The 26,814-nt window shown below is 68.9% G+C and carries 33 protein-coding genes; 8 read left to right on the forward strand and 25 right to left on the reverse strand.

The annotated features are described in order from the left end of the window. Positions 1–11: 11 nt before the first annotated feature. Together ACZ5IK_RS09740 and ACZ5IK_RS09745 are read left to right on the forward strand one after the other, a co-directional pair. The gene (locus ACZ5IK_RS09740) at positions 12–785 is read left to right on the forward strand and encodes an AraC family transcriptional regulator (protein ID WP_465487350.1); all 774 of its coding nucleotides are present in this window, start codon (positions 12–14) and stop codon (positions 783–785) included. A gap of 89 nt (positions 786–874) precedes the next feature. After that, entirely contained in the window at positions 875–1,198 is a 324-nt protein-coding gene (locus ACZ5IK_RS09745) for a putative quinol monooxygenase (RefSeq protein ID WP_465487351.1), read from the forward strand. Between the two features lie 43 nt (positions 1,199–1,241). Here ACZ5IK_RS09745 and ACZ5IK_RS09750 read toward each other — a convergent pair whose 3' ends face one another. Further along, positions 1,242–2,057 (reverse strand): DUF1206 domain-containing protein, encoded by an 816-nt coding sequence (locus ACZ5IK_RS09750; RefSeq protein WP_465487352.1) that lies wholly within the window; start codon positions 2,055–2,057, stop codon positions 1,242–1,244. 384 nt (positions 2,058–2,441) lie between these two features. Further along, the gene (locus tag ACZ5IK_RS09755; protein ID WP_465487353.1) at positions 2,442–2,684 is read right to left on the reverse strand and encodes a hypothetical protein; all 243 of its coding nucleotides are present in this window, start codon (positions 2,682–2,684) and stop codon (positions 2,442–2,444) included. Between the two features lie 151 nt (positions 2,685–2,835). On the opposite strand from ACZ5IK_RS09755, the gene ACZ5IK_RS09760 reads away from it, so the two are divergent. The 3 genes from ACZ5IK_RS09760 (at position 2,836) to ACZ5IK_RS09770 (ending at position 4,761) form a co-directional block, all read left to right on the forward strand. Next, complete coding sequence (locus tag ACZ5IK_RS09760) at positions 2,836–3,315, forward strand: SRPBCC domain-containing protein (protein WP_465487354.1); 480 nt, start codon at positions 2,836–2,838, stop codon at positions 3,313–3,315. Continuing rightward, positions 3,312–3,893, forward strand: coding sequence for a dihydrofolate reductase family protein (locus ACZ5IK_RS09765; protein WP_465487355.1), 582 nt, complete (start codon positions 3,312–3,314; stop codon positions 3,891–3,893). Before ACZ5IK_RS09760 ends, ACZ5IK_RS09765 begins: the two co-directional genes overlap by 4 nt. Before the next feature lie 94 nt (positions 3,894–3,987). After that, a complete protein-coding gene (locus ACZ5IK_RS09770; RefSeq protein WP_465487356.1) occupies positions 3,988–4,761 on the forward strand; it encodes a BPL-N domain-containing protein in 774 nt (257 codons plus the stop codon). Here ACZ5IK_RS09770 and ACZ5IK_RS09775 read toward each other — a convergent pair. Then, positions 4,725–5,030, reverse strand: coding sequence for a hypothetical protein (locus ACZ5IK_RS09775; protein WP_465487357.1), 306 nt, complete (start codon positions 5,028–5,030; stop codon positions 4,725–4,727). The two genes, ACZ5IK_RS09770 and ACZ5IK_RS09775, sit on opposite strands and share 37 nt — an antisense overlap. A 31-nt stretch (positions 5,031–5,061) precedes the next feature. Continuing rightward, positions 5,062–6,168: a dual-specificity RNA methyltransferase RlmN gene (gene rlmN / locus ACZ5IK_RS09780; RefSeq protein WP_465487358.1), complete on the reverse strand. Its 1,107-nt coding sequence runs from the start codon at positions 6,166–6,168 to the stop codon at positions 5,062–5,064. Between the two features lie 169 nt (positions 6,169–6,337). Between rlmN and ACZ5IK_RS09785 the strand changes: the two genes are divergently transcribed. Next, the gene (locus ACZ5IK_RS09785; protein ID WP_101609636.1) at positions 6,338–6,976 is read left to right on the forward strand and encodes a PadR family transcriptional regulator; all 639 of its coding nucleotides are present in this window, start codon (positions 6,338–6,340) and stop codon (positions 6,974–6,976) included. On the opposite strand, the gene ACZ5IK_RS09790 is transcribed toward ACZ5IK_RS09785, so the two are convergent. Further along, a complete protein-coding gene (locus ACZ5IK_RS09790) occupies positions 6,943–7,761 on the reverse strand; it encodes a class I SAM-dependent methyltransferase (RefSeq protein WP_465487359.1) in 819 nt (272 codons plus the stop codon). The two genes, ACZ5IK_RS09785 and ACZ5IK_RS09790, sit on opposite strands and share 34 nt — an antisense overlap. Positions 7,762–7,876: 115 nt before the next feature. Here ACZ5IK_RS09790 and ACZ5IK_RS09795 point away from each other — a divergent pair, with 115 nt between their 5' ends. Further along, positions 7,877–8,722, forward strand: coding sequence for a VOC family protein (locus ACZ5IK_RS09795; RefSeq protein WP_465487360.1), 846 nt, complete (start codon positions 7,877–7,879; stop codon positions 8,720–8,722). Positions 8,723–8,762: 40 nt separating this feature from the next. On the opposite strand, the gene ACZ5IK_RS09800 is transcribed toward ACZ5IK_RS09795, so the two are convergent. The 6 genes from ACZ5IK_RS09800 to rpsB all read right to left on the reverse strand — a co-directional run bounded on the left by ACZ5IK_RS09800 (position 8,763) and on the right by rpsB (position 14,546). Continuing rightward, a complete protein-coding gene (locus ACZ5IK_RS09800; protein WP_465487361.1) occupies positions 8,763–10,295 on the reverse strand; it encodes a carboxylesterase/lipase family protein in 1,533 nt (510 codons plus the stop codon). Between the two features lie 61 nt (positions 10,296–10,356). Further along, positions 10,357–11,286: a phosphatidate cytidylyltransferase gene (locus tag ACZ5IK_RS09805; protein ID WP_465487362.1), complete on the reverse strand. Its 930-nt coding sequence runs from the start codon at positions 11,284–11,286 to the stop codon at positions 10,357–10,359. After that, positions 11,286–11,843: a ribosome recycling factor gene (gene frr, locus ACZ5IK_RS09810; RefSeq protein ID WP_101609641.1), complete on the reverse strand. Its 558-nt coding sequence runs from the start codon at positions 11,841–11,843 to the stop codon at positions 11,286–11,288. The genes ACZ5IK_RS09805 and frr overlap by 1 nt, the downstream gene beginning before the upstream one ends. Before the next feature lie 51 nt (positions 11,844–11,894). Continuing rightward, positions 11,895–12,638, reverse strand: a complete 744-nt coding sequence (gene pyrH / locus ACZ5IK_RS09815) for a UMP kinase (protein WP_005154669.1) — start codon at positions 12,636–12,638, stop codon at positions 11,895–11,897. A gap of 92 nt (positions 12,639–12,730) precedes the next feature. Beyond that, positions 12,731–13,555: a translation elongation factor Ts gene (gene tsf, locus ACZ5IK_RS09820; protein ID WP_465487363.1), complete on the reverse strand. Its 825-nt coding sequence runs from the start codon at positions 13,553–13,555 to the stop codon at positions 12,731–12,733. Between the two features lie 91 nt (positions 13,556–13,646). After that, entirely contained in the window at positions 13,647–14,546 is a 900-nt protein-coding gene (gene rpsB, locus ACZ5IK_RS09825; protein WP_101609643.1) for a 30S ribosomal protein S2, read from the reverse strand. A gap of 382 nt (positions 14,547–14,928) precedes the next feature. Here rpsB and ACZ5IK_RS09830 point away from each other — a divergent pair, with 382 nt between their 5' ends. Then, complete coding sequence (locus ACZ5IK_RS09830; RefSeq protein WP_465487364.1) at positions 14,929–15,537, forward strand: M23 family metallopeptidase; 609 nt, start codon at positions 14,929–14,931, stop codon at positions 15,535–15,537. A gap of 297 nt (positions 15,538–15,834) precedes the next feature. Here ACZ5IK_RS09830 and ACZ5IK_RS09835 read toward each other — a convergent pair whose 3' ends face one another. From ACZ5IK_RS09835 to ACZ5IK_RS09900, 14 genes are all read right to left on the reverse strand, one after another. Continuing rightward, positions 15,835–16,770, reverse strand: a complete 936-nt coding sequence (locus tag ACZ5IK_RS09835) for a FliA/WhiG family RNA polymerase sigma factor (RefSeq protein WP_465487365.1) — start codon at positions 16,768–16,770, stop codon at positions 15,835–15,837. A gap of 20 nt (positions 16,771–16,790) precedes the next feature. Beyond that, positions 16,791–17,786 (reverse strand): tyrosine recombinase XerC, encoded by a 996-nt coding sequence (locus ACZ5IK_RS09840; protein ID WP_465487366.1) that lies wholly within the window; start codon positions 17,784–17,786, stop codon positions 16,791–16,793. Between the two features lie 105 nt (positions 17,787–17,891). Continuing rightward, positions 17,892–19,031: a DNA-processing protein DprA gene (dprA, locus tag ACZ5IK_RS09845; RefSeq protein ID WP_465487367.1), complete on the reverse strand. Its 1,140-nt coding sequence runs from the start codon at positions 19,029–19,031 to the stop codon at positions 17,892–17,894. Next, positions 19,028–20,539, reverse strand: coding sequence for a YifB family Mg chelatase-like AAA ATPase (locus tag ACZ5IK_RS09850; protein ID WP_465487368.1), 1,512 nt, complete (start codon positions 20,537–20,539; stop codon positions 19,028–19,030). The genes dprA and ACZ5IK_RS09850 overlap by 4 nt, the downstream gene beginning before the upstream one ends. Next, entirely contained in the window at positions 20,540–20,926 is a 387-nt protein-coding gene (locus tag ACZ5IK_RS09855) for a YraN family protein (protein WP_101609647.1), read from the reverse strand. It lies immediately after the preceding gene. A gap of 241 nt (positions 20,927–21,167) precedes the next feature. Beyond that, positions 21,168–21,491 carry a DUF2469 domain-containing protein gene (locus tag ACZ5IK_RS09860; RefSeq protein ID WP_003096226.1) on the reverse strand — a complete coding sequence of 108 codons (324 nt, stop codon included), beginning with the start codon at positions 21,489–21,491 and terminating at the stop codon, positions 21,168–21,170. Next, positions 21,488–22,267, reverse strand: coding sequence for a ribonuclease HII (locus ACZ5IK_RS09865; RefSeq protein WP_465487647.1), 780 nt, complete (start codon positions 22,265–22,267; stop codon positions 21,488–21,490). Before ACZ5IK_RS09865 ends, ACZ5IK_RS09860 begins: the two co-directional genes overlap by 4 nt. Positions 22,268–22,325: 58 nt before the next feature. Continuing rightward, entirely contained in the window at positions 22,326–23,255 is a 930-nt protein-coding gene (gene lepB, locus ACZ5IK_RS09870; protein WP_465487369.1) for a signal peptidase I, read from the reverse strand. Positions 23,256–23,286: 31 nt separating this feature from the next. Then, complete coding sequence (gene rplS, locus ACZ5IK_RS09875) at positions 23,287–23,655, reverse strand: 50S ribosomal protein L19 (RefSeq protein ID WP_005154717.1); 369 nt, start codon at positions 23,653–23,655, stop codon at positions 23,287–23,289. A 184-nt stretch (positions 23,656–23,839) separates the two neighbouring features. Beyond that, the gene (gene trmD, locus ACZ5IK_RS09880; protein ID WP_465487370.1) at positions 23,840–24,604 is read right to left on the reverse strand and encodes a tRNA (guanosine(37)-N1)-methyltransferase TrmD; all 765 of its coding nucleotides are present in this window, start codon (positions 24,602–24,604) and stop codon (positions 23,840–23,842) included. Next, positions 24,604–25,116, reverse strand: a complete 513-nt coding sequence (gene rimM / locus ACZ5IK_RS09885) for a ribosome maturation factor RimM (RefSeq protein WP_465487371.1) — start codon at positions 25,114–25,116, stop codon at positions 24,604–24,606. Before rimM ends, trmD begins: the two co-directional genes overlap by 1 nt. 33 nt (positions 25,117–25,149) lie before the next feature. Next, the gene (locus tag ACZ5IK_RS09890; RefSeq protein ID WP_003103110.1) at positions 25,150–25,389 is read right to left on the reverse strand and encodes an RNA-binding protein; all 240 of its coding nucleotides are present in this window, start codon (positions 25,387–25,389) and stop codon (positions 25,150–25,152) included. Then, complete coding sequence (rpsP, locus tag ACZ5IK_RS09895; protein WP_005154724.1) at positions 25,386–25,832, reverse strand: 30S ribosomal protein S16; 447 nt, start codon at positions 25,830–25,832, stop codon at positions 25,386–25,388. Before rpsP ends, ACZ5IK_RS09890 begins: the two co-directional genes overlap by 4 nt. A gap of 158 nt (positions 25,833–25,990) precedes the next feature. Then, positions 25,991–26,797: a CPBP family intramembrane glutamic endopeptidase gene (locus ACZ5IK_RS09900; RefSeq protein WP_101609652.1), complete on the reverse strand. Its 807-nt coding sequence runs from the start codon at positions 26,795–26,797 to the stop codon at positions 25,991–25,993. Between the last annotated feature and the right edge of the window lie 17 nt (positions 26,798–26,814).

The following is a 26,814-nucleotide window of genomic DNA, read 5'->3' on the forward strand; positions in this document are numbered from 1 at the left end:
GCCTCGGCGGAGTGCGTGACATCCCCATCGACGAGGTCGACCACCTCGACCGGGCGGTGGTGGCGATCCGCACCGATTACCCGCCGGGCCACCGGATTCCCCCGCACCGGCACCGGCGGGCACAGTTCCTCTACAGCGCGACGGGGTCGATGCGGGTCGAAACGGCCGACGGCACGTGGACCATCCCGACCCGGCGCGCGGTGCTCGTCCCGCCGGAGACCGGTCATCAGGTCTTCACGACGACCGTGAGCACCCGAAGCCTGTACATCGAGCCGAAGGCGGTGCCGTGGTTCCCGCGACGGTGCCAGGTGGTCGAGGTCTCCGCACTGCTCCGGGAACTGCTGAACGAGGCCGTCGGCGTGCCGGAGCTGTACTCGCCGCGCGGGCGGGACGCCGCCGTCATCGGCCTGATCCTGCACGAGATCCGGCGGTCCGCCCCGGTCCCGCTCGATCTCCCACTGCCGAAGCACGAACGGCTGCGCGCGCTGTGCGAGTCCTTTTTGGACAAGCCGGACATCCACGATCCGGTGGGCACCTGGGCATCTAGGCTGCACGTGAGCGAGCGGACACTGAACCGGATCTTCACCGCCGAGACCGGGATGGGTTTCGCCCGCTGGCGGCAACGGGCCTGTGTGCTGCATTCCCTGTCACTGCTGTCGGACGGCCGCCCCATCGCCGGGATCGCCGCCTCGCTCGGCTACGAGAGCCCCGCCGCGTTCTCCACCATGTTCACCAGGCTTCTCGGGACCTCGCCGAGGGACTACCGGGCGGCGTCCGCGCTCTGAACGGGTACCGCCCGGGTATCGTCGAAACGGCCAGTCGGCGATGATCGACGGAGTAATCCCCGTTCTCTCGAGCAGGAAGCAGGACGATCATGATCTTCATCACGGCGAAGTTCCGGGTCCGTCCCGAACACGCGGACCGGTGGCCGGAAATCGCGCGCGACTTCACCGAGGCGACCCGCGCCGAGCCCGGTTGCCTTTGGTACGACTGGTCCCGCAGCCTCGAAGACCCGAACGAGTACGTTCTCGTCGAGGCCTTCCGGGACGACGACGCGGGCGCCGCCCACGTCGGTTCGGAGCATTTCCGCGCGGCTCAGCGCGAGCTGCCGCCGTACCTGGCCGAGACGCCGCGGATCGTCAACGCGAAGATCGACCAGGACGGCTGGTCGGAACTGGGCGAACTGGCCGTCGAGTAGTTTCGCTTCCCGCCTCGGTTCTTCGACGGACCGAGGCGGGACTTCAGCCGCGCTGCGCCCGCGCCGCGCCGACGCAGTACGCGCCGAACGAGGCGACACCGAGGGCCACCACGCTGAGCAGCACCGTGCCGAACGGCTGATCGGCCAACGTGCGCAAGGCCGCGTCGAGCCCGCCGGAACGGGACGGGTCGTGCGACACCGCCGCGTAGCCGAGGAGCACCGCGATCACGCCGAAGACGAGTCCCCTTGCGATATAACCGATCCGTCCGAGCCGTTCGACCCAACGCTGTGTTCCCGACGGCAGCGACGAGAGGTCGAGATCCTTCACGAAGTTCCGGCGCACACCGTTCACCACCGAGGCCACCGCGACGCCGAGCACGATGACGGCCGCCACGATCACCAGGAACGGACCGGCGGGCAAGCTCAGCAGCCGCGCGGTGAGCTCCTGCTGTTTCTGGTCACCGCTGCCCTGTTCTCCCGCGCCCGCCGCGAGCCGGGCCGCGTACACCCCCAGCGAAATCCCCACCGCGCAACGAACTCCGGACGTCACCCGCTTGACGACGCGGCGTCCTTGTTTGTCGATCCACGTGTACCCGACCGCGGCCAGCAGGGCCTGCCACAGGCCGTACGCCACCAAACCGGCCGCCAGTACCCACAACAGCACGCCGCCCGCCGGGGTCGAACCGACCTCGGCGACCGCGCCGCGTCCGTCGGCCTCTTGACCGCCACCGCCGAAGGCGATGCGCGCCGCCAGGTACCCGATGAGCAGGTACACCAGTCCGTAGCACCCCATCCCGATCCGCCCGATCACTTGGACGGCCTTGTTGTGGCGCACCTGTCTCGCCTTGGTCGCGGGCATTCGATTCACGCTCCTCATCAGTCTTTCCCTGAGTCTCGTGGCCGACGACCAAGACCGCCGTGCGACTGGGCCATCCGGCCGAACGACGTGATCGACAAGACAGCGAAGGCCCGGTTACCTCGAGGATCCCGGCCGCGAGCCGTCGAACTCGCCGCGAGCAAGAAGGGCGTCAGCGTGTCGGCGGCGGGACAGATGTCTGATCTAGGCGCTTTGCGCGCTTTGCGAACCGGTTATCAACCAGACATTTGCCCGCCCGGAAGTGTCCTGTGTGGACAGTCAGGTGCGGCCGGCTCTCGTCGGCCAAGCCAGATCCGCGACGCCGAGGCTTCCCTTCAGTCCCAGCACGACCCGCCCGCGAACACGACACGCTTCCGACGCGAACTCCTAGGCGGAAAGCCAGTCAGCCGTATCGCGATGCCTGCCCAGCCCGACGGCGGCGAACTCGTCGAAGTGATCACCCTTGATCACGCCGAGCCGCCGAAGCGCCCGGGAAATCGGGCTGCCGTCGGCCGGATCTGGCTCGTCCTCGGGGACCTGCAGCGTGCCGAGGACCGTCTCTCCGTTTTCCCAGACCTGCGCGGACTGCGTCCCGGTACCGCCGAAGTACTCGGCTTCGACGTACGCCACGGCAGGCGATCAGTCCACCGAGTGCCGTCTCCGTGACGATGACGGCTTGCAGGCAGTACATGCCCACATCCTCCCGAAATTTTCTCCGCCGCGATGTCGGATGGCGCCGACGCCGTTCGTAGGCAGGGTGAGAGGAAAGGAACCTGCCACCATGACCGAAGAGAACGTAAACGCCAAGCTGACCGTCGCCGCGCCTGTCACCAGGGTGTTCGAGGTGCTCGCGGATCCGACGACCCATTCCGCGATCGACGGCACCGGCTGGGTTCAGGAGGCCGCCGACCGGGAGCCGCTGACCGAGACCGGGCAGATCTTCCGGATGGACATGTATCACGACAACCATCCGGACGGCGACTACCGCGTGGTCAACAAGGTCGAAGTGCTGGAACCGCCGCGCGCCATCGGCTGGCTGACGGGGACGGAGAAGGACGGCGGCCACTTGGAGTTCGGCGGCTGGATCTGGCGGTACGACCTGGCGCCGCTCGGCCCGTCCGGGACCGAGGTCACGCTCACCTACGACTGGTCGGCCGTGCCGCCGCACGTCCGGGAGTACATCCATTTCCCGCCGTTCGGCCCCGATCACCTCATCAACTCGCTGCGCCACCTGGCCACCCTCACCGAAGGAGCATCATGACCGCGACCTACACCTTCGACGTCTTCTCCAGCCTCGACGGCTTCGGCTCCCACACCGGTGACTGGGGCGGTTACTGGGGCAAACAGGGCCCCGAACTGCTCGATCGACGCCTCGCGTTGTACAGCGAGGAGCAGCGGATGGTCTTCGGCGCCACCACGTTCCGGACCAGCGTGGAGATGCTCTCGGGCATCGTGGAACCCGAGGGCTTGGATCCCTGGGTCACCAAGATGAAGAACCTGCCCGCGACGGTGGTGTCGACCACGATCCGGGAACCGCTCGGCTGGCCGGACGCGACCGTCGTGAGCGGCGACGCCGTCGACGTCGTCGCCCGGCTCAAGAAGGAGTCCGAGGTTCCGTTGCGCTCGCACGGCAGCCTGGCGATGAACCGGGCGCTGATGGCCGCCGGTCTGGTCGACCGGGTGCAGGTCACGCTGTTCCCGGTGATCACCGGGAAGACCGGGGCCTGCCCGATTTTCCGGGGCGCGGCCGACTTCGACCTCGAACTGATCGAGAGCCGGACGCTCGACGGGCACACCCAGGAACTCGTCTACCGGCCCGTTCCGCACCCGCCCGAATGACCGCCATCCCTACCCGTCCACACATTGAAGTCGTCCGCGTTCTCCTATTGGCTGATCAAGTGGGGCCACTCGACGGCGGAGGAGAACGAAAGTCATGCCAGGTATCGATCGCCGCCGGCTGCTCTTCGGCATCCTCCCCGCCGCCGCGTTGGCGGCCGCGGGGTGTGCCCGATCGGAAGCTCTTCCGGGCGCCCGGCGGGAGCCCGCGAAACCGCCCCTCGCGCTGATCTACAACGGTCCGCAGGGGTGCTCGGACTGCGCCCCGGCGGTGGCCACCCTGTTGTGCAAAGCGCCGCGGCCGTTCGAAGTCAAGTACGTGGGTCCCGGTGACCTGACCGCCGCCGCGCTGGCCGGAGCGGCGCTGTACGTCCAGCCCGGCGGCGGCGCCGACCTCGAACGAACCTGGCGCGACCTGCGCGGCTCAGCCGAGGTGGTCCGGACCTGGGTCAGGGAAGGCGGCAGCTACCTGGGCCTGTGCTTCGGTGCCTACCTCGCCGGCCGCGGCCCGGGCTTCGATCTCCTGCCCGGCGACACCGACGCGTACGCGGGCTCACCCGGTTCCTCGGTCCCCGACGATCGCGACACCGTCGTGCGGGTGGACTGGCGGGGCAAGCCCCGGCACATGTACTTCCAGGACGGACCAGCCATGCTGCTGGACAGCGGAGCCGACGCCACCGTCCTGGCCACTTACGACAACGGAACGGCAGCGGTCGTCGTCGCCCCGTACGGGAAGGGACGGGTCGGCGTCAGCGGTCCCCATCCGGAGGCCGACGAATCCTGGTACGCGGACAAGGGACTGACCAACCCCGACGGGGTCCGCTTCGACCTGGCTTACGAGTTGATCGACGCGACCGCGGGACGGCCCTGAGACCCGAGCCAGGGCGCCAGCAGCGCTTCGAGATCGGCGTCCGACAACGCGTACGGCCCGCCGTGGAACTCGTGCCACCGAGAGGCGTCGCGCGCCGCGGTGTACTCCACCTCGAACGCCCGCATCAGGACGTACATGAAGGTCACCGAGCTGAACCGCTCGCCGAGCAACGTCCTGGCCTCGCGCGCGACCCCGGTCGCACCGTGGCCGATCACGTCCGCCAGCTTCAGCTCATCCGCAGCCGGGTCCAGCAGGCTGGGGGCATACATCACGACAATTTCTCCATCACTGAAAGGAAACTCAGTTCTCGGCGGCGAGCTGCCCGCAGGCCGCCGCGATTTCCTGGCCACGCGTGTCGCGCACCGTGCACGCGACCCCACCGGCGTTCACCAGCCGGACGAACTCCCGCTCCACCGGCTTCGGCGAGGCGTCCCACTTGCTGCCCGGGGTCGGGTTCAACGGGATCACGTTCACGTGCACCAGCTGCCCCAGGTGCTGACGCAGACGCTTCGCGAGCAACTCCGCCCGCCACGGCTGGTCGTTGATGTCCCGGATCAACGCGTACTCGATCGACACCCGGCGCCCGGACGTGTCCGCGTAGTACCGGGCGGCGGACAGCACCTCGTCCACCGACCAGCGCTCGTTCACCGGCACCAGCGTGTCCCGCAGCTCGTCGTCCGGCGTGTGCAGCGAAACGGCCAGCCGCACCTGCATCTTTTCGTCCGCCAGCTTCCGAATGGCCGGGGCGAGGCCGACGGTCGACACCGTCACCGAACGCTGGCCGATCCCCAGCCCGTCGGGAGAAGGATCGGTGATCCGGCGGACCGCGGCGACCACCCGCTTGTAGTTCGCCAGCGGCTCACCCATCCCCATGAAGACGATGTTCGACAGCCGACCGGGGCCGCCGGGCATGGTGCCGTCGCGCATCACGGCGGCGGCCGAGCGGACCTGGTCGACGATCTCCGCGGTCGAGAGGTTCCGGTCGAGGCCGCCCTGGCCGGTCGCGCAGAACGGGCAGGCCATGCCGCAGCCCGCCTGGCTCGAGATGCACAGGGTCGCGCGATCCGGGTAGCGCATCAGCACGCTTTCCAGCAGCGTGCCGTCGTGCGCGCGCCACAGGGTCTTGCGAGTGGCGCCGTCGTCGGCGGCGAGCGCCTTGACCTCGGTGAGCAGCGTCGGCATCAGATCGCCGACGAGCTTGTCCCGGGACGCCGCCGGGATGTCGGTCATCTCCTCCGGGTTCACCGTGAGCCGCGAGAAGTAGTGGTTCGACAGCTGCTTCGCGCGGAACGGCTTCTCACCCAGCTCGGCGACGGCCTCGGCCCGCTCGGCGGCGGTGAGGTCGGCGAGGTGGCGCGGCGGGAGGCCGCGCTTGGGCGCGTCGAAGACGAGAGGGAGGGCAGTCATAGCCCAACCAGTCTCCCATGTCCACCTCCGACTCGACCGGGCCGCCCCGGATCACTGTTCCCCAGGTCACGTGCCTTCTTCCCGCCAGCTCGCCGGAAGGAGGTTGCCTTGCGACTGTTTCCGATATATCGTGAACGTGTCGGAACATTACGTAGAGAGGATTCACATCATGCGAGGACGACCTTTCCCTCCAGAACACGGCCGACCCGCCTTCGGGCCCTGGGCACGCGGCGGCTTCGGCGAATTCCCCCCGCCTCCGGGATGGGGCCCCGGCGGACCCGGCCACCGGCATCGCCACGGCCGTCGCGGTGGCCCCGGCGGACGGCGCGGCAAGCGCGGTGACGTCCGCGCCGCGATCCTCGCGCTGCTTTCCGAGCAGCCGAGGCACGGCTACGAGATCATCCGCGAGATCGGCGAGCGCAGCGGCGGCTTCTGGAAGCCGAGCCCCGGCTCGGTCTACCCGACCCTGCAGATGCTGGCCGACGAAGGCCTGGTGACCAGCAAGGACGAGGGCGGCAAGAAGCTGTTCGAACTCACCGAGTCCGGTCGCGCCGCGGCCGAACAGCAGGACGCCGTCCCGCCGTGGGAGCAGATCGCCCACGACGTCGACCCGGCCGAGGTGAACCTGCGCAAGGCGGGGGCGACCCTGGCCGCCGCGGTCATGCAGGTCATGCACGCCGGCAGCGAGGCACAGCAGTCCCGCGCCGTCGACGTGCTCAACGAGGCACGCCGGACGATCTACGGCATCCTCGGCGAGGCCGACGACGACACCGCTCAGGCCGAGGCGCCCGCCGAGGACGCGGAGTGACCTGGCACGACGAGGCCGGTGGGCTTGACGCGCGTATGCACGCGATAGCCCACCGGCAGCGTCATCCGCGCTTCACCGGCGCCTGACGAAACCTCGTTGAGGCGCCGGACCTCCGCGATCGCCTTCGCCGCGACCGGGGCGCTGAACTCGATCTTCAGCACCGCCTCCATCGCGGCGGCGTCCTCGAACTCCCACCGCGTCATCACTTTGCGGCAGTCGAATCCCTGACGGGCGAAGAACTTTTCGACGCCGGGCGGGTCGTAATGCGGCAGATCCAGCCGCATCCAGCAGCCGTAGGGCTCACTCGTCACGTCGAGGTCCACGATCATCAGCGTTCCACCGGGCCGCAACACCCGCTCCGCTTCACGAAGGCCGGGTTCGCAGCCGGGACCGAAGAAGTACGCGGTCCGCGCGTGGACGACGTCGAAAGCCGCGTCCGGCACCGGAAGCCGCTGCGCCCGGCCCTGCCGCACCTCGACGTTCGGCAATTCGCCGACCCGAAGCCTCGCGGCGCGCACGAGCGGTTCGTGGGGTTCGACCCCCAGCACCGACCGCGCCGTCTCCGCGAAGCGCGGCAAGTGGAATCCGTCACCACAGCCGAGGTCGAGCACGTCCGCCCCGGACCAGTCGCGCCGCCCGGCGAGTACCCGCCAAATCTCGTCGTCGACGTCCTGCGCGCGGTTCTCGACCTCGTAGGCCTTTTGGTAGTACCAAATGTTCGGACTCGGCAGTACTTCGTCGCCGCCGCGGCGAAAAGAGGAGACAGCTCGGGGAAACCAGCGCACGGAAGCTCCAACGATGGGACAGCGGGCCGGGTTCCGGGCCATCCAGGTCGAAATCTTTGACGGAAACAATGCGGATAGCGACTAGACTTTACTCCCACCGGTAAGGGAGAACCGCATGTCGCTTGGCTCGGCCGCTCACACTTCCGTCATCCCGTCAGGAATCCCGTGCTGGATCGAGCTCGCGTGCAGAGACGAAGCGGCCACACAAGCCTTCTACAGCGGACTTTTCGACTGGGAGTTCACCGTCCAGCGTGATCCGGCGACGCCGAACGGCCGATACTCGATCGCGACGCTGAACGGCGTCCCCACCGGTGGTCTGTACCGCTCGGGCACGGACGGGCCGTCCGGCTGGAGCGTGCACATCTCGGTGCCGCAGGCGGCCGCGGCCGCCGAATGGGTGGACAGTCTCGGTGGCCGGGTCACCCTCGGTCCGATGACGATTCCCCACCGCGGCAACATCATCCACGCCGTCGACGCGTGCGGCGCGCACGTCGTCTTCTGGGAACCGCCCGCCACCTGGGAGTTCGCGACGGGGGTGCCCAACACCTTCAGCGGCGCGGATCTCAACACCCACGACGGCGCGGCGGCGGATCACTTCTACTGCCGCCTCTTCAACTACACCAGCCACCAGATCGGCGACGGCACCTCGCTCGACTACGCCGAATGGCTCATCGAGCACGAACCGGTGCTTTACCGGTACGTGATGGGCTCGGAGTACCGGCCGGACACTCCCCCGCACTGGATGGTCTACCTCGAACTCGATCCGGCCCGGGGCGCGGACGCCGCGGCGGGGCAGGCCTTGATGCTCGGCGGCGCCGTCGTGGTCCAGCCCTACGACACCCCGTACGGCCGGATGGCGATCCTCGCCGATCCGGACGGTTCGGTGTTCGCCGTGATCGACCACTCCCGGGCCATCGAAGGCTGGGGCAGCGCCGAAGTCGACGATCCTTACGACGACTGAGCCGAAGAGCCGGGGTGACCGTGTCACCCCGGCTCTCGCGTCAGAGACCCGACCAGAATCCGCAGTTGTGCACCGTCGCGAGGTCGGCCGGGCCGATCTCGCCCGGCGCGAGCGACTGCGTCTTCGGCGTGGGACGCCACTTCGGCAGTTCTGCATCGTTCGGATTCCCGGTCCGCGCGAATCCGGTCCAGTACCGAATCATTTGCGCCGCGAGCTTCTGTTGCGCCGGAGTCAGTTTCCCCGAGGACGCGGTCATATCAGACAAATACGCCAATTCGGATCCATGAGAAGCGCCCGGACTCATTCCGGGCGGCATAGGCGCCAGCGGCGGAGCGTCCCGATCGGCGAACTCGTAGCCGTAAGTCCGGGTGCGCTCGCGCAGCAATCGCTCGGTCCCGGCCTGGGGGCAGCCCCAGGTCCGGTCGGTCATGGCGTCCGCGAACGCCATCGCCGGGCCACCGTGCTTCGCCGACGGGTACTCGGCGGCGACGAGCGGCGCCTTGTCCTTGAACGCGGTGCGCAGCAGTTCTTGGTAATGCTCCTCGGTGAACGGCTGCCCGGGATACAAGGCGACGAGCAACCTGGCCTCGTCCCTGGTGACCCCGGTCAGCACCGGCACGCGGGCGAAGTGCCCGGACTTCAGGGCGGTCGCCGGATGCTCGGGCAGCAGGCCGGTATGGAACGCGGGCGTCCCGAGCGGCTGGTTCACCAGGTCCTTGACCGAAAGCCGCCGGAGACAGGCGACGTCGGCACAGCCCAGCTTCTTCGCGGCGTCAGCGCCCATGGCCTCGACGTCGGCGCGGGGCAGGTACGGCGATCCCGCGGGCACACCGGGGAAGAACCCGCCGTCGGGCCAGGTCAGGGTGCACGGACCGCTCTGGATGATCGCGCGGTGGAACAGTCTCGCGGCGGACGGGGACGCCAGCTGGGCGCAGGTGCTCATCGCGCCGGCCGATTCCCCGAACAGGGTCACGTTCCGGGGATCCCCGCCGAACGCGCGCGCGTTTCGCTGCACCCAGCGAAGTGCGGCCTGCTGGTCTTCGAGCCCGAAGGTACCGGAGTCGCGGCCGAGCTCGGGGTGGCCGAAGAAGCCGAACACGCCCAGCCGGTAGTTCACGGAGACCACGACGACGTCCCCGCCGAGGGCCATCCGCTTGAAGTCGTAATCACTGCCCGCGCCGGAGGTGAAGCCGCCGCCATGCACCCAGACCATCACCGGACGCGGTCGATGCGCCGGTTTGGCCGGGCTGATCACGTTGAGATACAGGCAATCCTCGCTGTCGCTCGGTCCCGAGCCGAGGCCCGGCCCCTGCGCACACCGGGGCCCTGGCTTGCTCGCGTCCCGCACGGCGGTCCACGGTTCGGGTCTCTTCGGTGGCGCCCAGCGCAGGTCGCCGACCGGTGGCGCGGCGAACGGAATGCCTTGGAAACTCCGGTATTCGCTGGTACTCACCCCGCGAACGGAACCGGAATCCGTGCGGACGACCGGGCTTTCGCCCGCCTCCGCCACGGTTGTCGTCAGGGCTCCGAGCGTCACCACGCTCAGTGCCAAGGCCAGAAGTCGCTTACTCATCCGTCGAGTTCGCATACTCCGACCTTGGCCCAGTGCACCGAGGTTGTCACATAGGTCTCGCCTAAACGGGGACGAACGCCGAGAGCAGGAGCCAGGAGACGACGGCCGAGGGGAGCAACGAGTCGAGCCGGTCCATCAGCCCGCCGTGCCCCGGCAGCATGTTCCCCATGTCCTTGACCCCGAGGTCGCGCTTGATCAGCGACTCGACGAGATCGCCCAGTGTCGCGGTGCAGACGATCGCCGCGCCGAACAGCACACCCTGCCAGGCGTGCCCCTCGAGCAGCAGGCTCAGGGTCAGCGCGCCGGCGACCACACCGGCCACGAGCGAACCGGCGAAGCCTTCCCAGGTCTTCTTCGGGCTGATGGTGGGCGCCATCGGATGCTTGCCGCCGAGCACACCGGCGATGTAGCCGCCGGTGTCCGAAGCGACGACGCCGATCATGAACGCCAGGACGCGGCCGACGCCGTCCTCCGGCGGGACGAGCATCGCGGCGAAGGCACCGAAAAGCGGGATGTACGCGACGGCGAAGACCGACGCGCTGATGTCACGCAGGTAGCCGTCCGCACCGCCGGGCAACCGCCACAACAGGCAGACGAGCACCGTCAGCACGAACGCCGTCAGCGCGCCCTCGCGACCGTACGGCCACGCCAGCCAGATCATCGCCTGACCGCCCACGAGCACCGGGACCAGCGCGATCTGGATGCCCGCGGCCCGCTTCAGGGCGCCTGCGAGCTCGATCGTGCCGACCGCGATGGCGATCGCGATGATGCCGATGAACAAAAAGCGCACGGTGAGCAGGGACGTGACGATCGCCGCCCCCAGCAGCAGCCCGACCCCGATCGCGGCGGGCAGGTTGCGGCCGGCGCGGGAAACCTTCTGCGCCGGTTCCGGCACGGTTTTGGAATCCGGCGCTGCAAAATCCGGCGCTGTGGCCGGAACCGGTTCCGGGTTGTCCACCCGGTCCTCGCGTTCCTCGCTCACCTGGCTCATCAGACCTCGAGTAGCTCGGCTTCCTTGTGTTTCACCAGCTCGTCGACCTTGTGCGTGTACGAGTCGGTGAGGTTCTGCAGTTCCTTCTCGGCGTGGACGACCTCGTCCTCGCCAGCCTCGCCGTCCTTCTTGATCCGGTCCAGCTCTTCCTTGGCCTTGCGGCGGACGCTGCGGATCGAGACGCGGGCGTCCTCACCCTTGGCCTTCGCGACCTTCACCATCTCCTTGCGGCGCTCTTCGGTGAGCTGCGGGATGACGATGCGGATCACGTTGCCGTCGTTGCTCGGGTTGACGCCGAGGTCCGACTCGCGGATCGCCTTCTCGATGGCGTTGAGCGAGGTCTGGTCGTAAGGCTTGATCAACGCCATCCGGGCTTCGGGGATGTTGACGCCCGCCAGCTGGTTCAGCGGGGTCGGCGCGCCGTAGTAGTCGACGACAACGCGCGAGAACATCCCAGGGTGGGCCCGGCCGGTGCGCACCGACGACAGGTCCTCCTTGGCGACGGACACCGCTTTTTCCATCTTCTCCTCGGCGTCGAGGAGGGTCTCGTCGATCACGGCAACTCCCGTTGTTGTGTATTCGTACCGGTTGCGAAGAACAGAGCAGGACTACGCGGGTACCCCGTCTGCGGGGGTGTCGACCAGGGTGCCGATCCTCTCACCACTGACCGCGCGAGCGATGTTCCCCTCGGTGAGCAGATTGAACACGATGATCGGCATGTTGTTGTCCATGCACAGGCTGAACGCGGTGGCGTCGGCGACCTTGAGGTCCCGTTCCAGCACCTCGCGGTGGCTGATCTCGTGGAACATCTCGGCCGTCGGGTCGCTCTTCGGGTCCGCGGTGTAGACACCGTCGACCGCCTTCGCCATCAAGACGGCTTCACAGCCGAGTTCCAGCGCGCGCTGCGCGGCTGCGGTGTCGGTCGAGAAGTACGGCATGCCGACCCCGGCGCCGAAGATGACGACGCGGCCCTTCTCCAGGTGACGCTCGGCGCGGCGCGGGATGTACGGCTCGGCGACCTGCCCCATGGTGATGGCGGTCTGCACGCGGGTGGGCAGGCCCTCCTTCTCCAGGAAGTCCTGCAGTGCCAGGCAGTTCATGACGGTGCCGAGCATCGCCATGTAGTCCGCGCGGTCACGGTCCATGCCGCGCTGCGACAGTTCCGCGCCGCGGAAGTAGTTGCCGCCGCCGATCACGACGGCGATCTGCACGCCCGTGCGTGCGACGTCGGCGATCTGCTGAGCGACCGAGTGCACCACATCCGGATCAACCCCGATGGAACCGCCGCCGAACATCTCGCCGCCCAGCTTCAGCAGCACCCGCCGGTATCCGCCTTCGACCCGGACACCCATGTCGCCCTCCCTAATGCTCTGAACCCGACTGTGCCCCGTCCCCGATGGACGGAGACGGGGCACAGTGGTGACTCTTGTGTTCCGCGCCTGGATCAGGCCTGGCCGACCTCGAACCGGGCGAACCGGCTCACGGTCACGCCGGCCTCGTCGAGCAGGGCCTTGACGGTCTTCTTGTTGTCCTTGACCGACGGCTGCTCGAGCAGGACGTTGTCCTTGTAGTAGGAGTTGACCTTGCCCTCGATGATTTTGGGCATGGCCTGCTCCGGCTTGCCCTCTTCGCGGGCGGTCGCCTCGGCGACACGGCGCTCGTTCTCGACGATCTCGGCCGGGACCTCTTCGCGCGTGAGGTACTTGGCCTTGAGCGCGGCGACCTGCATGGCGGCACCACGAGCGGCCTCGGCGGCGGCCTCGCCCTCACCGGTGTACTCGATGAGCACGCCGACGGCGGGCGGAAGGTCCGCACCGCGACGGTGCAGGTAGGTGGCGGTGGTGCCTTCGTAGGCGGCGACACGGCGAAGCTCGAGCTTCTCGCCGATGCGCGCGGCCATCTCCTGGACGGTCTCGTCGACGGTCTTGCCGTCAAGCGAGGCGGCCTTCAGCTTCTCGACGTCGCTCGTCTTCTCGGCCTTGGCGACCTCGACGATCTTCGCGGCGAGAGCCTGGAAGTCCTCGTTCTTCGCGACGAAGTCCGTCTCGGAGTCGAGCTCGATCAGCACGCCGTCCTGGCCCGCGACGAGGCCCTCGGCGGTGGCGCGCTCAGCGCGCTTGCCGACGTCCTTGGCGCCCTTGATGCGCAGGAACTCGACGGCCTTGTCGAAGTCGCCGTCGGTCTCCTCCAGCGCCTTCTTGCAGTTCATCATGCCCGCGCCGGTCAGCTCGCGGAGGCGCTTCACGTCTGCGGCGGTGTAGTTCGCCATCGTGCGTTGTCCGTCCTTTTCAGGTACGAGAAAGTCTTTGGGAAGAGGTGACCCGCGGGGCCGCCCGGAGGCGGCCCCGCGGGCTGGTGGATCAGGAGGAGGCGGTGGCCTGCTCGGCCGGAGCCTCGACGGGCGCCTCGGCGGGAACTTCGGTGGTCGCGCCGGTCGCGGCGGCGGCTTCCTTGGCGTCCGCGGCGGCGGTCTCGGAGCCGGCGAGCAGCTCCTTCTCCCACTCGGCCAGCGGCTCGTCCGTGGCGACGACACCCGGCTCGGGCTTGGTGTCGGCGGAGCCACCGTTGCGGCTGGAGCGGGCCATCAGACCGGCGGCGGCGGCCTCGGCCACGACCTTGGTCAGCAGCGCGGCCGAACGGATCGCGTCGTCGTTACCCGGAATCGGGTAGTCGACCTCGTCCGGGTCGCAGTTGGTGTCGAGGATCGCGACGACCGGGATGTTGAGCTTGCGAGCCTCGCCGACGGCGATGTGCTCCTTCTTCGTGTCGACGATCCACACGATGCTCGGCACCTTGGCCATGTCGCGGATACCGCCGAGGGTCTTCTCGAGCTTGTCCTTCTCACGGGTGAGCGTGAGGATCTCGCGCTTGGTCAGGCCGGCGAAGCCGCCGGTCTGCTCCTGCGACTCGAGCTCCTTCAGGCGGAGCAGACGCTTGTGCACCGTCTGGAAGTTGGTCAGCATGCCGCCCAGCCAGCGCTGGTTCACGTAGGGCATGCCCACGCGGGCGGCCTCGGAAGCGATGGCCTCCTGGGCCTGCTTCTTGGTGCCGACGAACATGATGGTGCCGCCGTGCGCGACGGTTTCCTTGATGAACTCGAACGCGCGGTCGATGTAGGTCAGCGTCTGCTGAAGGTCGATGATGTAGATGCCATTGCGCTCGGTGAAGATGTAGCGCTTCATCTTCGGGTTCCACCGACGGGTCTGGTGCCCGAAGTGCACGCCGCTGTCGAGCAGCTGCTTCATGGTGACGACGGCCATTGCCGGAATCAACCTCTTCTGTGTCGTGCGCGCCCGGCTCCGCCGGGACCGCGCTTTTCGGTTCGTCGCTCACGGCCGGGTGGCCGATCGCCCTGGTGCAGATGCTCGGGCCCGGACCCGGGAGTGAAGTGACCCCAGGGACCGCCGGGCCGTGTACCCCCGTCTGTCCTGACCCTCCGTGAGGAGATCGGCCATCGGGAGCGCGCACGTGCACGCGAAGTCAGCCCGCTGACGCGGACCGCGCAAAGAAGTCTACTCCCCGTCGTCACCGCCTACCGCACCGGCAGCCCCTGATGAGAGCGGTTGTCCACAACCGGCTCGGTTATCCACAGATTCCACCGGCGCGCCCCGCCCGCCACGCCGGGCGCCCAAGCTGGAACACATGACGATGACGACCTGTTCCCGCCCTGTCACCAGGCATTCTTTCGCGATCGACCGCACCGGCGGCAGGCACCGCCGCCCGGGGCGCCCACGACGCCTTCCCCGCCTCGCGGTCCTCGCGACCGTGCTCGCGATCCTGACCTCTTCGGCGATGCCGGGAACGGCCAGGGGCGCCCCGATACCGCTGGGACGCCTCTCTTGGCCGCTCTCCCCGGCACCGAGCGTCACCAGGTACTTCGAGCCGCCGTCGACGCCGTACGGCCCCGGTCACCGAGGCGTCGACCTCGCCGCGGCGCCTGGGACGAACGTGCTCGCCGCCGCCGAAGGAGTGGTGATGTTCGCCGGGCAGGTGGCGGGCCGCGGGGTGGTTTCGATCGATCACGAAGGAGGGCTGCGCACCACCTACCAACCCGTCGCCCTGATGGTCACCGCGGGTGACCAGGTCTACCGGGGCCAGGTGCTCGGGACGCTCGCCGCGGGCCATCCGGGCTGCCCGGAACCGGCTTGCCTGCATTTCGGCGTCCGGCGGGGCGAGGAGTACGTCGATCCGCTGGCGTTGATCGGCGAGCCGTCGGAGATCCGCCTCAAACCTTGGGAGGGGGACTCGTAAGTGAGTAGACGAAGAGATGCCTTCACCCATCCGCTGTTCCCAATGCCTCATTTGAGTCGCTCAGCGTCTCGAATGAGGCATTGGGAACAGCAGCCAGAGGGGCCACGTGACCCGCCACTCGGCGTGGCTGGTGAAGACCTGAGGTGCCGCTCAAGGTGAGGGTGTGTGGAAATAGGGACGTTGAGTGTCCCTATTTCCACACACCCCGCCACGATCGGACCGGTCACGCGCGACCCTGCGGATTTCCGGTCGTCGAACGGCCCGCCCCGCCGACGACCTGACCGTCGACCTGCGCGGTTAGGCCTGCTCGACCAGTTTCGCGCGCAGCCGCATGACGGCGCGGGTGTGCAGCTGGCTGACCCGGGACTCGGTGACGCCGAGGACCTTGCCGATCTCGGCGAGGGTCAGGCTTTCGAAGTAGTAGAGGCCGACCACGATCCGGTCGCGTTCGGTGAGCTGGGCGATCGCCTGTGCCAGCTGGCGGCGGTTGTCCTGGTCGACCAGGACGGCCACCGGGTCGACGGCGCCGTCGTCGGGCAGGGTGTCGACCAGCGAGCCGCTGTCCTTGCCGGCGGCGACCAGGTCTTCCAGTGCGATGACGCTGGTCAGCTGCATCTGGCCGTAGAACTCGCGCAGGTCGTCGACGCTGATTTCGAGCTCGGCCGCCAGTTCGGCGTCGGTCGGCGTGCGGTTCAGCCGGGCGCCGAGGCGTTCCAGCGCGCGTTCGGCCTCGCGGGCCTTGCTGCGCACCGCCCGGGGGACCCAGTCCTGGGAACGGAGGTCGTCGAGGATCGCACCCCGGATGCGCTGCATGGCGTAGGTCTCGAACCGCAGGCCCCTGGCGGGTTCGAACTTCTCGATCGCGTCGACCAGGCCGAAGATCCCGGACTGGATCAGGTCGCCGACGTCGACGTGGGTCGGCAGGCCGGTGCCGACGCGGCCCGCGACGTATTTGACCAGCGGGGCGTAGTGCAGCACGAGCCTGTCGCGCACGATCTGGTCCGGCGCCTCGGTGAACTCCCGCCACAGCGCCTGGATCCCGGCGTCCACCTCGTAGCCCGACCGCGATTCGGACGCGACGGCAGGACCGTCCCCGCCGGGACGGTGTTTCCCGGCGGCTTCGGTGACATGTGGGTCGGCGGTCATCGGACCGCCGTTCTCAGCATGCGACTCAGGGTGGTCTCCGTGCTCGTGCGGATGCGCGTGCGCCGCCGGTTCGGGCCGCCGGGTCACCTGCCGAGTCCTCCCCGGCATCATCGGGCCCGGGGGTGTGCGCGGTCGTGGATCGCCTTCAGCCGATCGACGGTCACATGAGTGTAGAGCTGCGTTGTGGCCAGCGTAGCGTGACCAAGCAGTTCCTGAACGCTCCGAAGATCGGCACCGCCTTCGAGCAGATGGGTGGCCGCGGAATGCCTCAGGCCGTGCGGCCCCATGTCGTTCGCACCCGGCACCGAGCCGACGGCGTCATGGACGACCCGGCGGGCCGCCCGCGGATCGAGCCTGCCTCCCCGTGCGCCCAGGAAGAGCGCGGCTTCGGTCTGCCCCTGGGTTTCGACGGCGAGCTTTCCCCTGCCCTCGTCCAGCCACACCCGCAGGGCCGCTTCGGCGGGGACGCCGAACGGCACGACGCGTTCCTTGCCGCCCTTGCCCAGCACGAGCACGACACGGCGGGAGAAGTCGACGTCGCCCGTATCCAGTCCGCACAGTTCCGAGACCCGCACACCGGTCGCGTAGAGCAGTTCCACGATGGCACTGTCCCTCAAGGCCACCGGGTCCCGCTGTTCGGCACCGGCGGCTGAGAAGCGCATGACCTCACTCGCTTGGTCCGCCCGGAGGACCCCGGGGAGCTTGCGATGCGCGCGCGGCGCCACCAGCCTGCCGCCCGGATCGGACGCGAGCGCCCCGCCTCGATGAGCCCACGCGGTGAAGGTGCGCGCCGCCGCCGCTCGCCTGGCCAGCGTCGTCCGGCTGGCCCCTTCTTCGCGTTGCCGGGCCAGCCAGCCACGCAGCGTCCCGATGTCGAGATCCTCCAACCGGCCGCCGTTCCCGTCCACGAAGCCCATCAGCGACACCACATCGCCGAGATAGGCACGCACCGTATGCGCGGACAGCCCGCGTTCGAGGGAGAGGTGCCGCTCGTAGTCGTCGATCAGCTTCCGGACAGGCTCCGGCAGCGCCGCACGGGCGGCGCGCAGATCGGGTCTGCGGGCGCGTTTTCCCGTGCCGTGGGGACCTTCGGTCGACGGCATGCCGATCACGCTGCGCGATGTACGGCGGATGGTCAAGTATCGCCGCACCCTGTTGTGGTGTCCGTGGTCGGATCGTGCCGGGATGGCGTCTCGGGTGTAGGCCACTCAGGTCTTGGCGATCCGTCTTCGCCACCCTGCGTCACCCCTTTCCGCGAAGCCGTCGAGTTCCAGTTCGGGAAGCAGCGCGCGGACGCGTTCGACCGGGACGCCGGACTCGGCGGCGATCCGTTCCTCGGGTCTCGCCGACCGTTCGGACAGCGCGTCGTGGACTCGCAGCGCCTCCGGGCCGAGCCGATCAGTGCGGCGGCGTGGTTTCGACGGATCCGCGACGGACTGCCCGAGCCGCCCGGCGGTCTCGAGGATCTCGTCGACCGAGGTCACCAGCGTCGCCTCGCCTTCGCGGATCAGTGCGTGGCAACCGGCGGACATCCCGGACGACACCGGCCCCGGCATCGCCATCACGACCTTGCCCAGTGCCCCGGCCGTACCCGCGGTGTTCCGCGCGCCGCTGCGCCTGCCCGCCTCGACCACGACCGTCCCTTCGGTGAGCGCCGCGATGAGCCGGTTCCGGACGAGGAAGCGATGCCGGGCGGGCGAGGTTCCCGGCGGGTACTCGCTGACCACCGCGCCGGTCTTCCCGATGGTGCGCAACAAGGTCGTGTGCTGGGCCGGGTAGCCGGCATCGATTCCGCAGCCGAGTAGAGCGACCGTCGTGCCGCACGCGCTCAGCGCACCCCGGTGAGCCGCGCCGTCGATGCCGTACGCCGCCCCCGAGAACACCGGGATCCCCCGGCTGGCCAGGTGATAACCCATCTCGGCCGCGCAGTGCTCGCCGTACTCGGTCGCCGCGCGGGCGCCGACGATCGCGATCGCCTGGTCCACCGCCTCGTCGAGCCTGGCCGGGCCGCGGACCCACAACGCCAGCGGAGGCGCCGTCCCGGAGACGCCCCTGTTCTGGGCGACGGCCAGCGAAAGCAACGGCCAGGCAGGCCATTCGCCGTCTTCCGGGATCACGAGCCGGGTCTCGCCGGCGGCCGCCCGCTCCAGATCACGCTCGGCGTAGTCGTGCGCTCGCCGCGCGGCCGTCTCGTCGCGCACCTTCGGCGGGCACTCGGCCAGCCGCACCCGTTCCGCGGCGAGGACCGGGCCGTGTTCACTAACGAAATCGGCCAAGGCGGGTGCCGGGGGCTCGGCCACGCGCAGCAGGTACGACCGCGCGATCCGTTCGGCCTCGAATTCACTCATCCGGATGACCTCTCCCGAAAGTTCAGGGCGGCCGCGACCTCGTCCGCTTCCGGGCTCTCGGCACCTTTCAGATCGGCGAGCGTCCAGGCGATGCGAAGGCAACGGTCGGCGCCGCGCGCGGTGATCGCACCCCGCTCGAGCGCCCGGTCCAGCAGCGCTGTGACCTGCGTTGGCAGGGCGAACTCGCGGCGCAGCGCCGGGCCGGGCACTTCCGCGTTCGTCGGCCAGCCCTGTTCCGCCCAGCGTTTTCCGGCTCGCTCGCGAGCCTCCAGCACCCGTTCACGGACGGCCGCCGACGGTTCGGGCGGCTCGCTCAGGTGTGCGCTGAGCGCGGAAAGCGGCCGCAGCCGAACCCGCAAATCCACTCGATCGAGTAGCGGGCCGGACAGCCTGCCCAAGTACCGCCGGCGCGCGGCCGCCGAGCACGTGCAATCGGCGTCCTTCGCCGGGGCGCAAGGACAGGGGTTGGTCGCCAGCACCAACTGGAAACGTGCCGGATACCGCACGGCGCCTTTGACCCTCGCGATCCGCACTTCGCCCTCTTCCAGCACCGTGCGCAGCGACTCCAGCCGTTCCGGGCCGAACTCGCAGACCTCGTCGAGGAACAGGATTCCCCGGTGCGCTCTGCTGATCGCCCCGGGCACGGCCAGCCCGCTGCCCCCGCCGATCAGGGCGGGCACGCTGATCGAATGATGCGGCGCGACGAACGGCGGCACGGTGACCAGCGGTGCGGACCGGGAGAGCGAACCGTCGATCGAATGGACCGCGGTGACCTGCAGCGACTCTTCCGCGGTCAGCCGCGGAAGGAGGCCCGGAAGGCGTTTCGCGAGCATCGTCTTGCCCACCCCGGGAGGGCCGGTCATCAGCAGGTGATGCCCGCCCGCCGCGGCCACTTCCAGTGCCCACCGCGCTTCCGGCTGTCCCACGACGTCGACGAGATCGGGAACCTGGGGCGGTTCCTGGTCGGCGAAGGGCTCGGGCCGGGCAAGTTCCCCTTCATCCTTGAGCCAGTCCACGAAGTCGCTCAGCCGGGCCACCCCGCCAACCTCCAGACCGTCCACTAGAGCGGCTTCGAACAACGACTCGGCGGGGACGACCGCCCGCCGGTACCCGGCGTTGCGCGCCGCCAGCAAGCCCGGCAGCACTCCGCGGACGGCCCGCACCCTGCCGTCGAGGGCGAGCTCGCCGAGCAGCACGGTGTTCAGCAGCTTCGTGGCCGGAACCGCTCCCGTCGCCGCCAGGACCGCCGCCGCGATGCCCAGGTCGTAGCCGGACCCCACCTTCGGCAGGTTCGCCGGGGACAGGCCGAGGATCACTCGCTCGTCCGGCCAGGTCTGCTGCGAGTTGCGGACGGCGGACCGGACGCGGTCCTTCGCCTCCTTCAACCCGGTGTCGGGCAGCCCCACCATCGTCACCTTCGGCGACCCGCCGCCGATGTCGGCCTCGATCTCGATCATCTTGCCGTCGACGCCGAGGAGCGCGACGGACCAGGCCTTCGCCAGCGCCATTCAGAACGCCGCCTTGATATGCCGGACATGCGGCTGGGCTCCGGGCCGGGCGACGATCGCGACGATGTCGTAGCGGACGGAGCACCAGCGGAGCATGAACGTGCGCTGCCACTGGTGCGCGAGACGGCGGATGCGGTCCGCCTTGTCCGGGGTCACCGCCTCGGCGGGGCTGCCGAAGCCCACTCCCGTCCTGGTCTTCACCTCGCAGAAGATCAGGCGTTTCCTGTCCGTCGCGACGAGGTCCAGTTCGCCGTCGCGGCAACGCCAGTTGCGGCTCAGGACGACGTAGCCCGCCTTCTCCAGATGCCGGACCGCGAGTTCTTCTCCCCAGCGCCCCAGCTCGATGTGCGGCGCCCCGGCGGACGGCTGTTCTGCCGTGCTCGTCATCTCGATCCCCCCTCAGCGATCGTCACAGTGCGTGTGCGATCAACGCTGCCAGGGTGATCGGGCGGCGACCAGACTCAATCCGCCCGCCTGTGGACAACCGGGGTGTTGTGGATAACTCGGGCGCGATCCGGCCTCGCGGGACGAAAGCGTCGGCGGTCCGTGCTAGGCGCCCCGGAAGTACATGAAGGCCCTCCTCAGTGCGCTAGACGCACTGAGGAGGGCCTTCATGTACTAGGAAAGATCAGCCGGAGAACGGACCGTCCTCGGGCAGCCGGAGATCCGGTTTGTCGAGCTCCTCGACGTTGACGTCCTTGAACGTGATGACCCGGACGTGCTTGACGAACCTGGCCGGCCGGTACATGTCCCAGACCCACGCGTCGGACATGCGGACCTCGAAGTACACCTCACCGCCGCCGTCGCGCACCTGCACGTCGACAGCGTTGGCCAGATAGAACCGCCGCTCGGTCTCCACCACGTACGAGAACTGGCCGACTATGTCGCGATACTCGCGGTAAAGCGAGAGCTCCATCTCGGTCTCGTACTTCTCGAGATCCTCTGCGCTCATGAAATCCGCGCCCCTCCTCGCGATTCTGCTGATATTCCAGCGGCGGAGCGTTCATTGTTACCCACGTAAGGGCCGAGGGCACGTATCGGCACGCTCGGGTTTTCCAGTGCCGCGACGGTCAGCACGACCGGGTGAGGCGGGCTGGCCCGGTGTGCGGCGGCCGCGGTGGCCACATTCGCGTACGACCAGCGGTGTACCGGACTCGGGCCGTGCGTGGTCAGCGCCGCGCTGTGCTCGGTGGTGCTGTAGCCCTTGTGGACGTCGAAGCCGTAGTGCGGGTGGACGTCGTGCAGGTCGCCCATGATCCGGTCCCGCGTGACCTTGGCCAGCACGGATGCCGCCGCCACGCACGCGACGGCCTTGTCCCCCTTGATCACCGGCACGCTCGGCGCGGGCAGCCCGGAGACACGGAATCCGTCGGTCAGGACGTACCCCGGAGTCTTCCGCAGCGCCGAAACGGCACGTCGCATGCCTTCGAGGTTCATGACGTGGATGCCGAACAGATCGACCTCGGCCGCCGGGATGACGATGACCGCGTAGTCCAGCGCACGCTGAACCACCCGGTCGTAGACCCGATCACGGGCCTTGGCCGTGAGGACCTTGGAATCGGTGAGCTCGGGAAGCCGGGCGGCGTCGCCTGAACGCAGGACGCAGGCGGCCACGACGAGCGGGCCGGCGCAAGCACCGCGCCCTGCCTCGTCGACACCGGCGACGGGCCCGAGGCCCCGCCGGTCCAGCGCACTCTGCAACCCCCAGAAGAGGTCGCCACGCACCACTGCCCGCGGCGGCCGAAGCGGCTCGGCCGGTGTGAGCGGTACAGGAACTCTCAAGGCCTTACCGCCTCCGGTCGACCGCCTTGCGCACTCCGGACGTCATCCGCCTGCCGAAGAAGACCACGGGCCACGCCGCGGCGACGCCGACACCCAGGGGAAGCCCCTGCTGCCAGGCGGGCGCGCCCAGTGCCAGCGGCTGCGCGTTCGCCTGCGGATTGTGGTCCGAAACGCCACCCCAGCGGCCCGGCGGGAGCACGATGATCCGCGCCTTGCCGATGATGTTGTCCACCGGGACGGCACCGTTCACGCCGCCACCGCCCTGGAACCGGGAGTCGCTCGAGTTGTTGCGGTTGTCGCCCATCACCCAGACGTATCCGGCAGGCACCTTGACCGGCTCGAAGGTCTTCTCGGTGGGCGGCATGCCCTCTTCCCAGTGGACGTACGGCTCGTCGAGAGCCTTGCCGTCCACGACGACGCGGTTGTTGTCGCAACACTGCACCGTCTGGCCGCCGACCGCGATGATCCGCTTGACGAAGTCACGCTCGTCCGGCGGCGCGAACCCGATCAAGGATCCCAGCGCGCGGAAGCCGGTGACGAAGATGTTGCTGGACTCTTCCGTCTGGATCTCGCCGGCCCACGCGGGCGGTCCCTTGAAGACCACCACGTCGCCCGGGCCGGGATCACTGAAGTCGTACGTGATCCGGTCGACCAGGATCCGGTCGCCCGTACATCCCGCGCAGCCGTGCAAGGTGGTCTCCATCGATCCCGAGGGGATCATGTAGACCTTGGCGAGGAACTGCTGGATCAAGATCGTCAGCACGAGGGCGACGACGATCAGGATCGGCAGTTCCTTCCAGAACGACCGCTTCTTGTTGACCTTGCCGAATTTCTTGGATCCGGATCGGCCCCGTCGGGAGGCCCTGGTAGGGCGCTCCTCGTCGGGACGATCGGGCTCATCTTCGGAGGTGTTCTGGGACACGGGTTCGACCACGACGCCAGGTTACCTGTAACCGTGCGGCTACCTACTTGGCGGAGGTCGTCTCGCGGTTTTCGCGGCGTTCCTTGATCTTGGCGGCCTTGCCGCGCAGCTCGCGGAGGTAGTACAGCTTCGCGCGGCGGACGTCGCCGCGCTTGAAGACCTCGACCTCGGCGATGTTCGGCGAGTGCACCGGGAAGGTGCGCTCCACGCCGATGCCGAACGACACCTTGCGGACCGTGAAGGTCTCGCGGATGCCGCCGCCCTGGCGACGCAGCACGACGCCCTGGAAGATCTGGTTACGCTCGCGGTTGCCCTCGATGACGCGGACGTGAACCTTGAGCGTGTCGCCCGGTCGGAAGTCCGGGATGTCGGAACGCAGTGACTGCGCGTCCAGCGCGTCCAGGGTGTTCATCGGTGGTCCGTCCTCGTCTTCGTATGGCTTACGTGCAGCTTGGGCGCGCAGTGTCGGGCACTGCGACCTACCCGGGGGCTGATGGCGTTCCGGCCGACCGCGTGACCTTTTACTACCGGCGAACCCGGGAGTAAAGTTTCGCGCGTCTGCTCACGCCAACCTGTCAAGTATTGCAGACCAGGACTCAGGTGGTTGACCCGGCCTGGCCGGTGCCCTCGTCCAACCGGTCGAGGACCTTGAGATCGTGCTTGTCGAGACTACCTTCCGGCAGCCGGCCGATCAGTTCCGGCCTGCGCCGCACGGTGCGTTCCAGCGCCTGGTCGCGGCGCCAGCGGTCGATCAGCGCGTGGTTGCCCGAGCGCAGGACGTCCGGCACGGCCAGGTCGCGCCAGACCTCGGGCCGCGTGTAGCTGGGGCCTTCGAGCAGGCCGTCGGAGAACGAGTCCTCCTCGGCGGAGCGGGCGTTCCCGAGCACGCCCGGCAGCAGCCGGACGACGGCCTCGACCATCACCAGCACCGCGGCCTCGCCGCCGACCAGCACGTAGTCGCCGATCGAGACCTCGTCGACGGGCATCCGCTTCGCGGCGTCGTCGATCACCCGCTGGTCGATGCCCTCGTAGCGGCCGCACGCGAACACCAGGTGCTCCTCGGCGGCGTACTGGTGGGCCATGGCCTGGGTGAACGGCCGTCCGGCGGGGGTGGGGACCACGAGCCGGGTGTTCTCGCCGCAGACCTCGTCCAGGGCGGGGCCCCAGACCTGCGGTTTCATCACCATGCCGGGCCCGCCGCCGTACGGGGCGTCGTCGACCGCGCGGTGGACGTCGTGCGTCCAGTCCCGCAGGTCGTGCACGCCGACCTCGATGAGGCCGCGGTCGATCGCGCGCCCGAGCAGCGCGGCGCGGAGCGGGTCGAGGTATTCGGGGAAGATCGTGACGACGTCGAGGCGCATCAGGCGTCCAGCAGGCCTTCCGGCGGGTCGAGGACCACGCGGCCGCCCGCGACGTCGACCGCCGGGACGATCGCCTTCACGAACGGCACCAGCACCTCGCGTCCGTCGTGCTCGATCGACAGCAGTTCCCCGGCGGGCGAGTGCACGATTTCGAGCACCTTGCCGACGAGCGTGCCGTCGGTGAGTTCGGCCCGCAGGCCTTCGAGTTCGTGGTCGTAGAACTCGTCGGGGTCTTCGGTGGGCGGCAGCGTCGAGGTGTCGGCGATCAGGAGCGCGCCGCGGAGGGTCTCCGCGACGTCCCTGGTCAGCACCTCTTCGAAACGCACCAGCAGCCGCCCGCTGTGTTCGCGGGCGGCTGCGATGGTGAGATTCCGGCTGCTGCCGTCACGCAGCTTCGTCATGACGGCCGAACCGACGGCGAACCGCTGTTCCGGCGAGTCCGTGCGCACGTCCACCGCGAGTTCCCCGCGGATTCCGTGTGCCTTGGCGATACGGCCGACTACGACGTCCATCCCGGTGTGTTCCTGCGTTTCCTGTGTCCTTGGTCAGCGATCGGTGTCGACGACGTCCACGCGGACGCCGCGGCCACCGATGCCGCCCATGACGGTGCGCAGGGCGGTCGCGGTACGACCGCCCCGGCCGATCACCTTGCCGAGGTCGTCGGGGTGCACGTGCACCTCGAGCGTCCGGCCACGGCGTGTGGTCAGCAGCTCGACCCGGACCTCGTCCGGGTTGTCGACGATCCCGCGCACCAGGTGCTCGAGGGAGTCAGCGAGGAAACTCACGCCTCGGCCTTGTCACCCTCGGCGGCCTCGGCCTTGTCGGCTTCGGCCTTCTTCGGGGCGGACTTCTTCTTCGGCGTGGTGGCCTCGGCGGAGGCCGAGTCACCGGCGGCGGCGAGCGCGGCGTTGAACAGGTCCTGCTTCGACGGCTTCGGCTCGGCGACCTTCAGGGTGCCCTCGGCGCCCGGCAGGCCCTTGAACTTCTGCCAGTCACCGGTGATCTCGAGGATGCGCTGGACCGGCTCGGTCGGCTGGGCACCGACGGACAGCCAGTGCTGGGCCCGCTCGGTGTCGACCTCGATGAAGCTCGGCTCTTCCTTCGGGTGGTACTTGCCGATCGTCTCGATGGCCTTGCCATCACGGCGGGTGCGCGCGTCGGCGACGATGATGCGGTAGTACGGCGCACGGATCTTGCCGAGACGCTGAAGCTTGATCTTGACGGCCACGGGTGTGGGTACTCCTCAGTTCTCTCTGATGCATGTGGAAGGCGTACGAGAGCCGAGTGGGGAACGGCTACGCACACCCGAAGGTCCGGAGCTCGGGCGCGGTGAGAGGGTCCGGCCAAAGCAGGCAAGCGTACATTCTGCCAGACGCCGGACGGCCGTCAGAACGCGGCTATCCCAAGCGAGGCGAGCAGGATCGTCACGGCCGGGAGGAAGTTGTTCACCTGGTGGGCGACCACGCTGCCGAGCAATCGCCCGGTGAACACCCTGGCGAGCCCGATCGGGATCGCGATCACCAGCAGCAACGTGGTGCGCAGCGGCTCGAGGTGGCTCGCCGCGAAAACGGCCGTGGAGACCAGGAACGCCGCGATCCTCCCCCAGCGTTCGGTGCGCCACTGCAACCGCTCGACGGCGCCCCACAGGAGACCGCGGTAGATGATCTCCTCGCAGATCGGCCCGACCAGCCACAGGTAGATGAACATGACGACGGCCGCCGACACCGACATCCGGCGGTCCTCGACGAGCGCGCTGATCGCCGACGTCGCGTTCTCGTTGCCCACGACCTGCGTCCAGGCCCAGGCCGCGAGCGAGGTGAACCCGAGCCCGAGAACCCCGAGCTTGAGCCCGACCTTGACGTCGGCCCAGCTCCAGCCGATCCGGAGATCGGCGAACGGGCCGTTGCCGCGGAGCCGGGTGATCAGCAGCGCGACCCCGGCCGCGACCATCGTCGGCACCATCGTGCCCAGCAGCACCATGCGCATCGGCAACGGCTGACCGGGCTGGACGTCGCCGAGCAGGACGCTGATGAACGCCGCCGAAGCGAGGAGAACGGCCTCCACCAGGAGGAAGGCCCCGAATCCCCAACGATGCGGCAGTGGCGTACCGGGGGCGGCCACCTCACCTCCGGCAGCGAGTTCGTCCGGCGGCGCGGCCTCGGGGATCGGCTCCCTGGGCTGAGATACGGTCACGCCGATCCTCCGGTGAT

It is taken from the genome of Amycolatopsis sp. NPDC031561 (assembly GCF_055580625.1).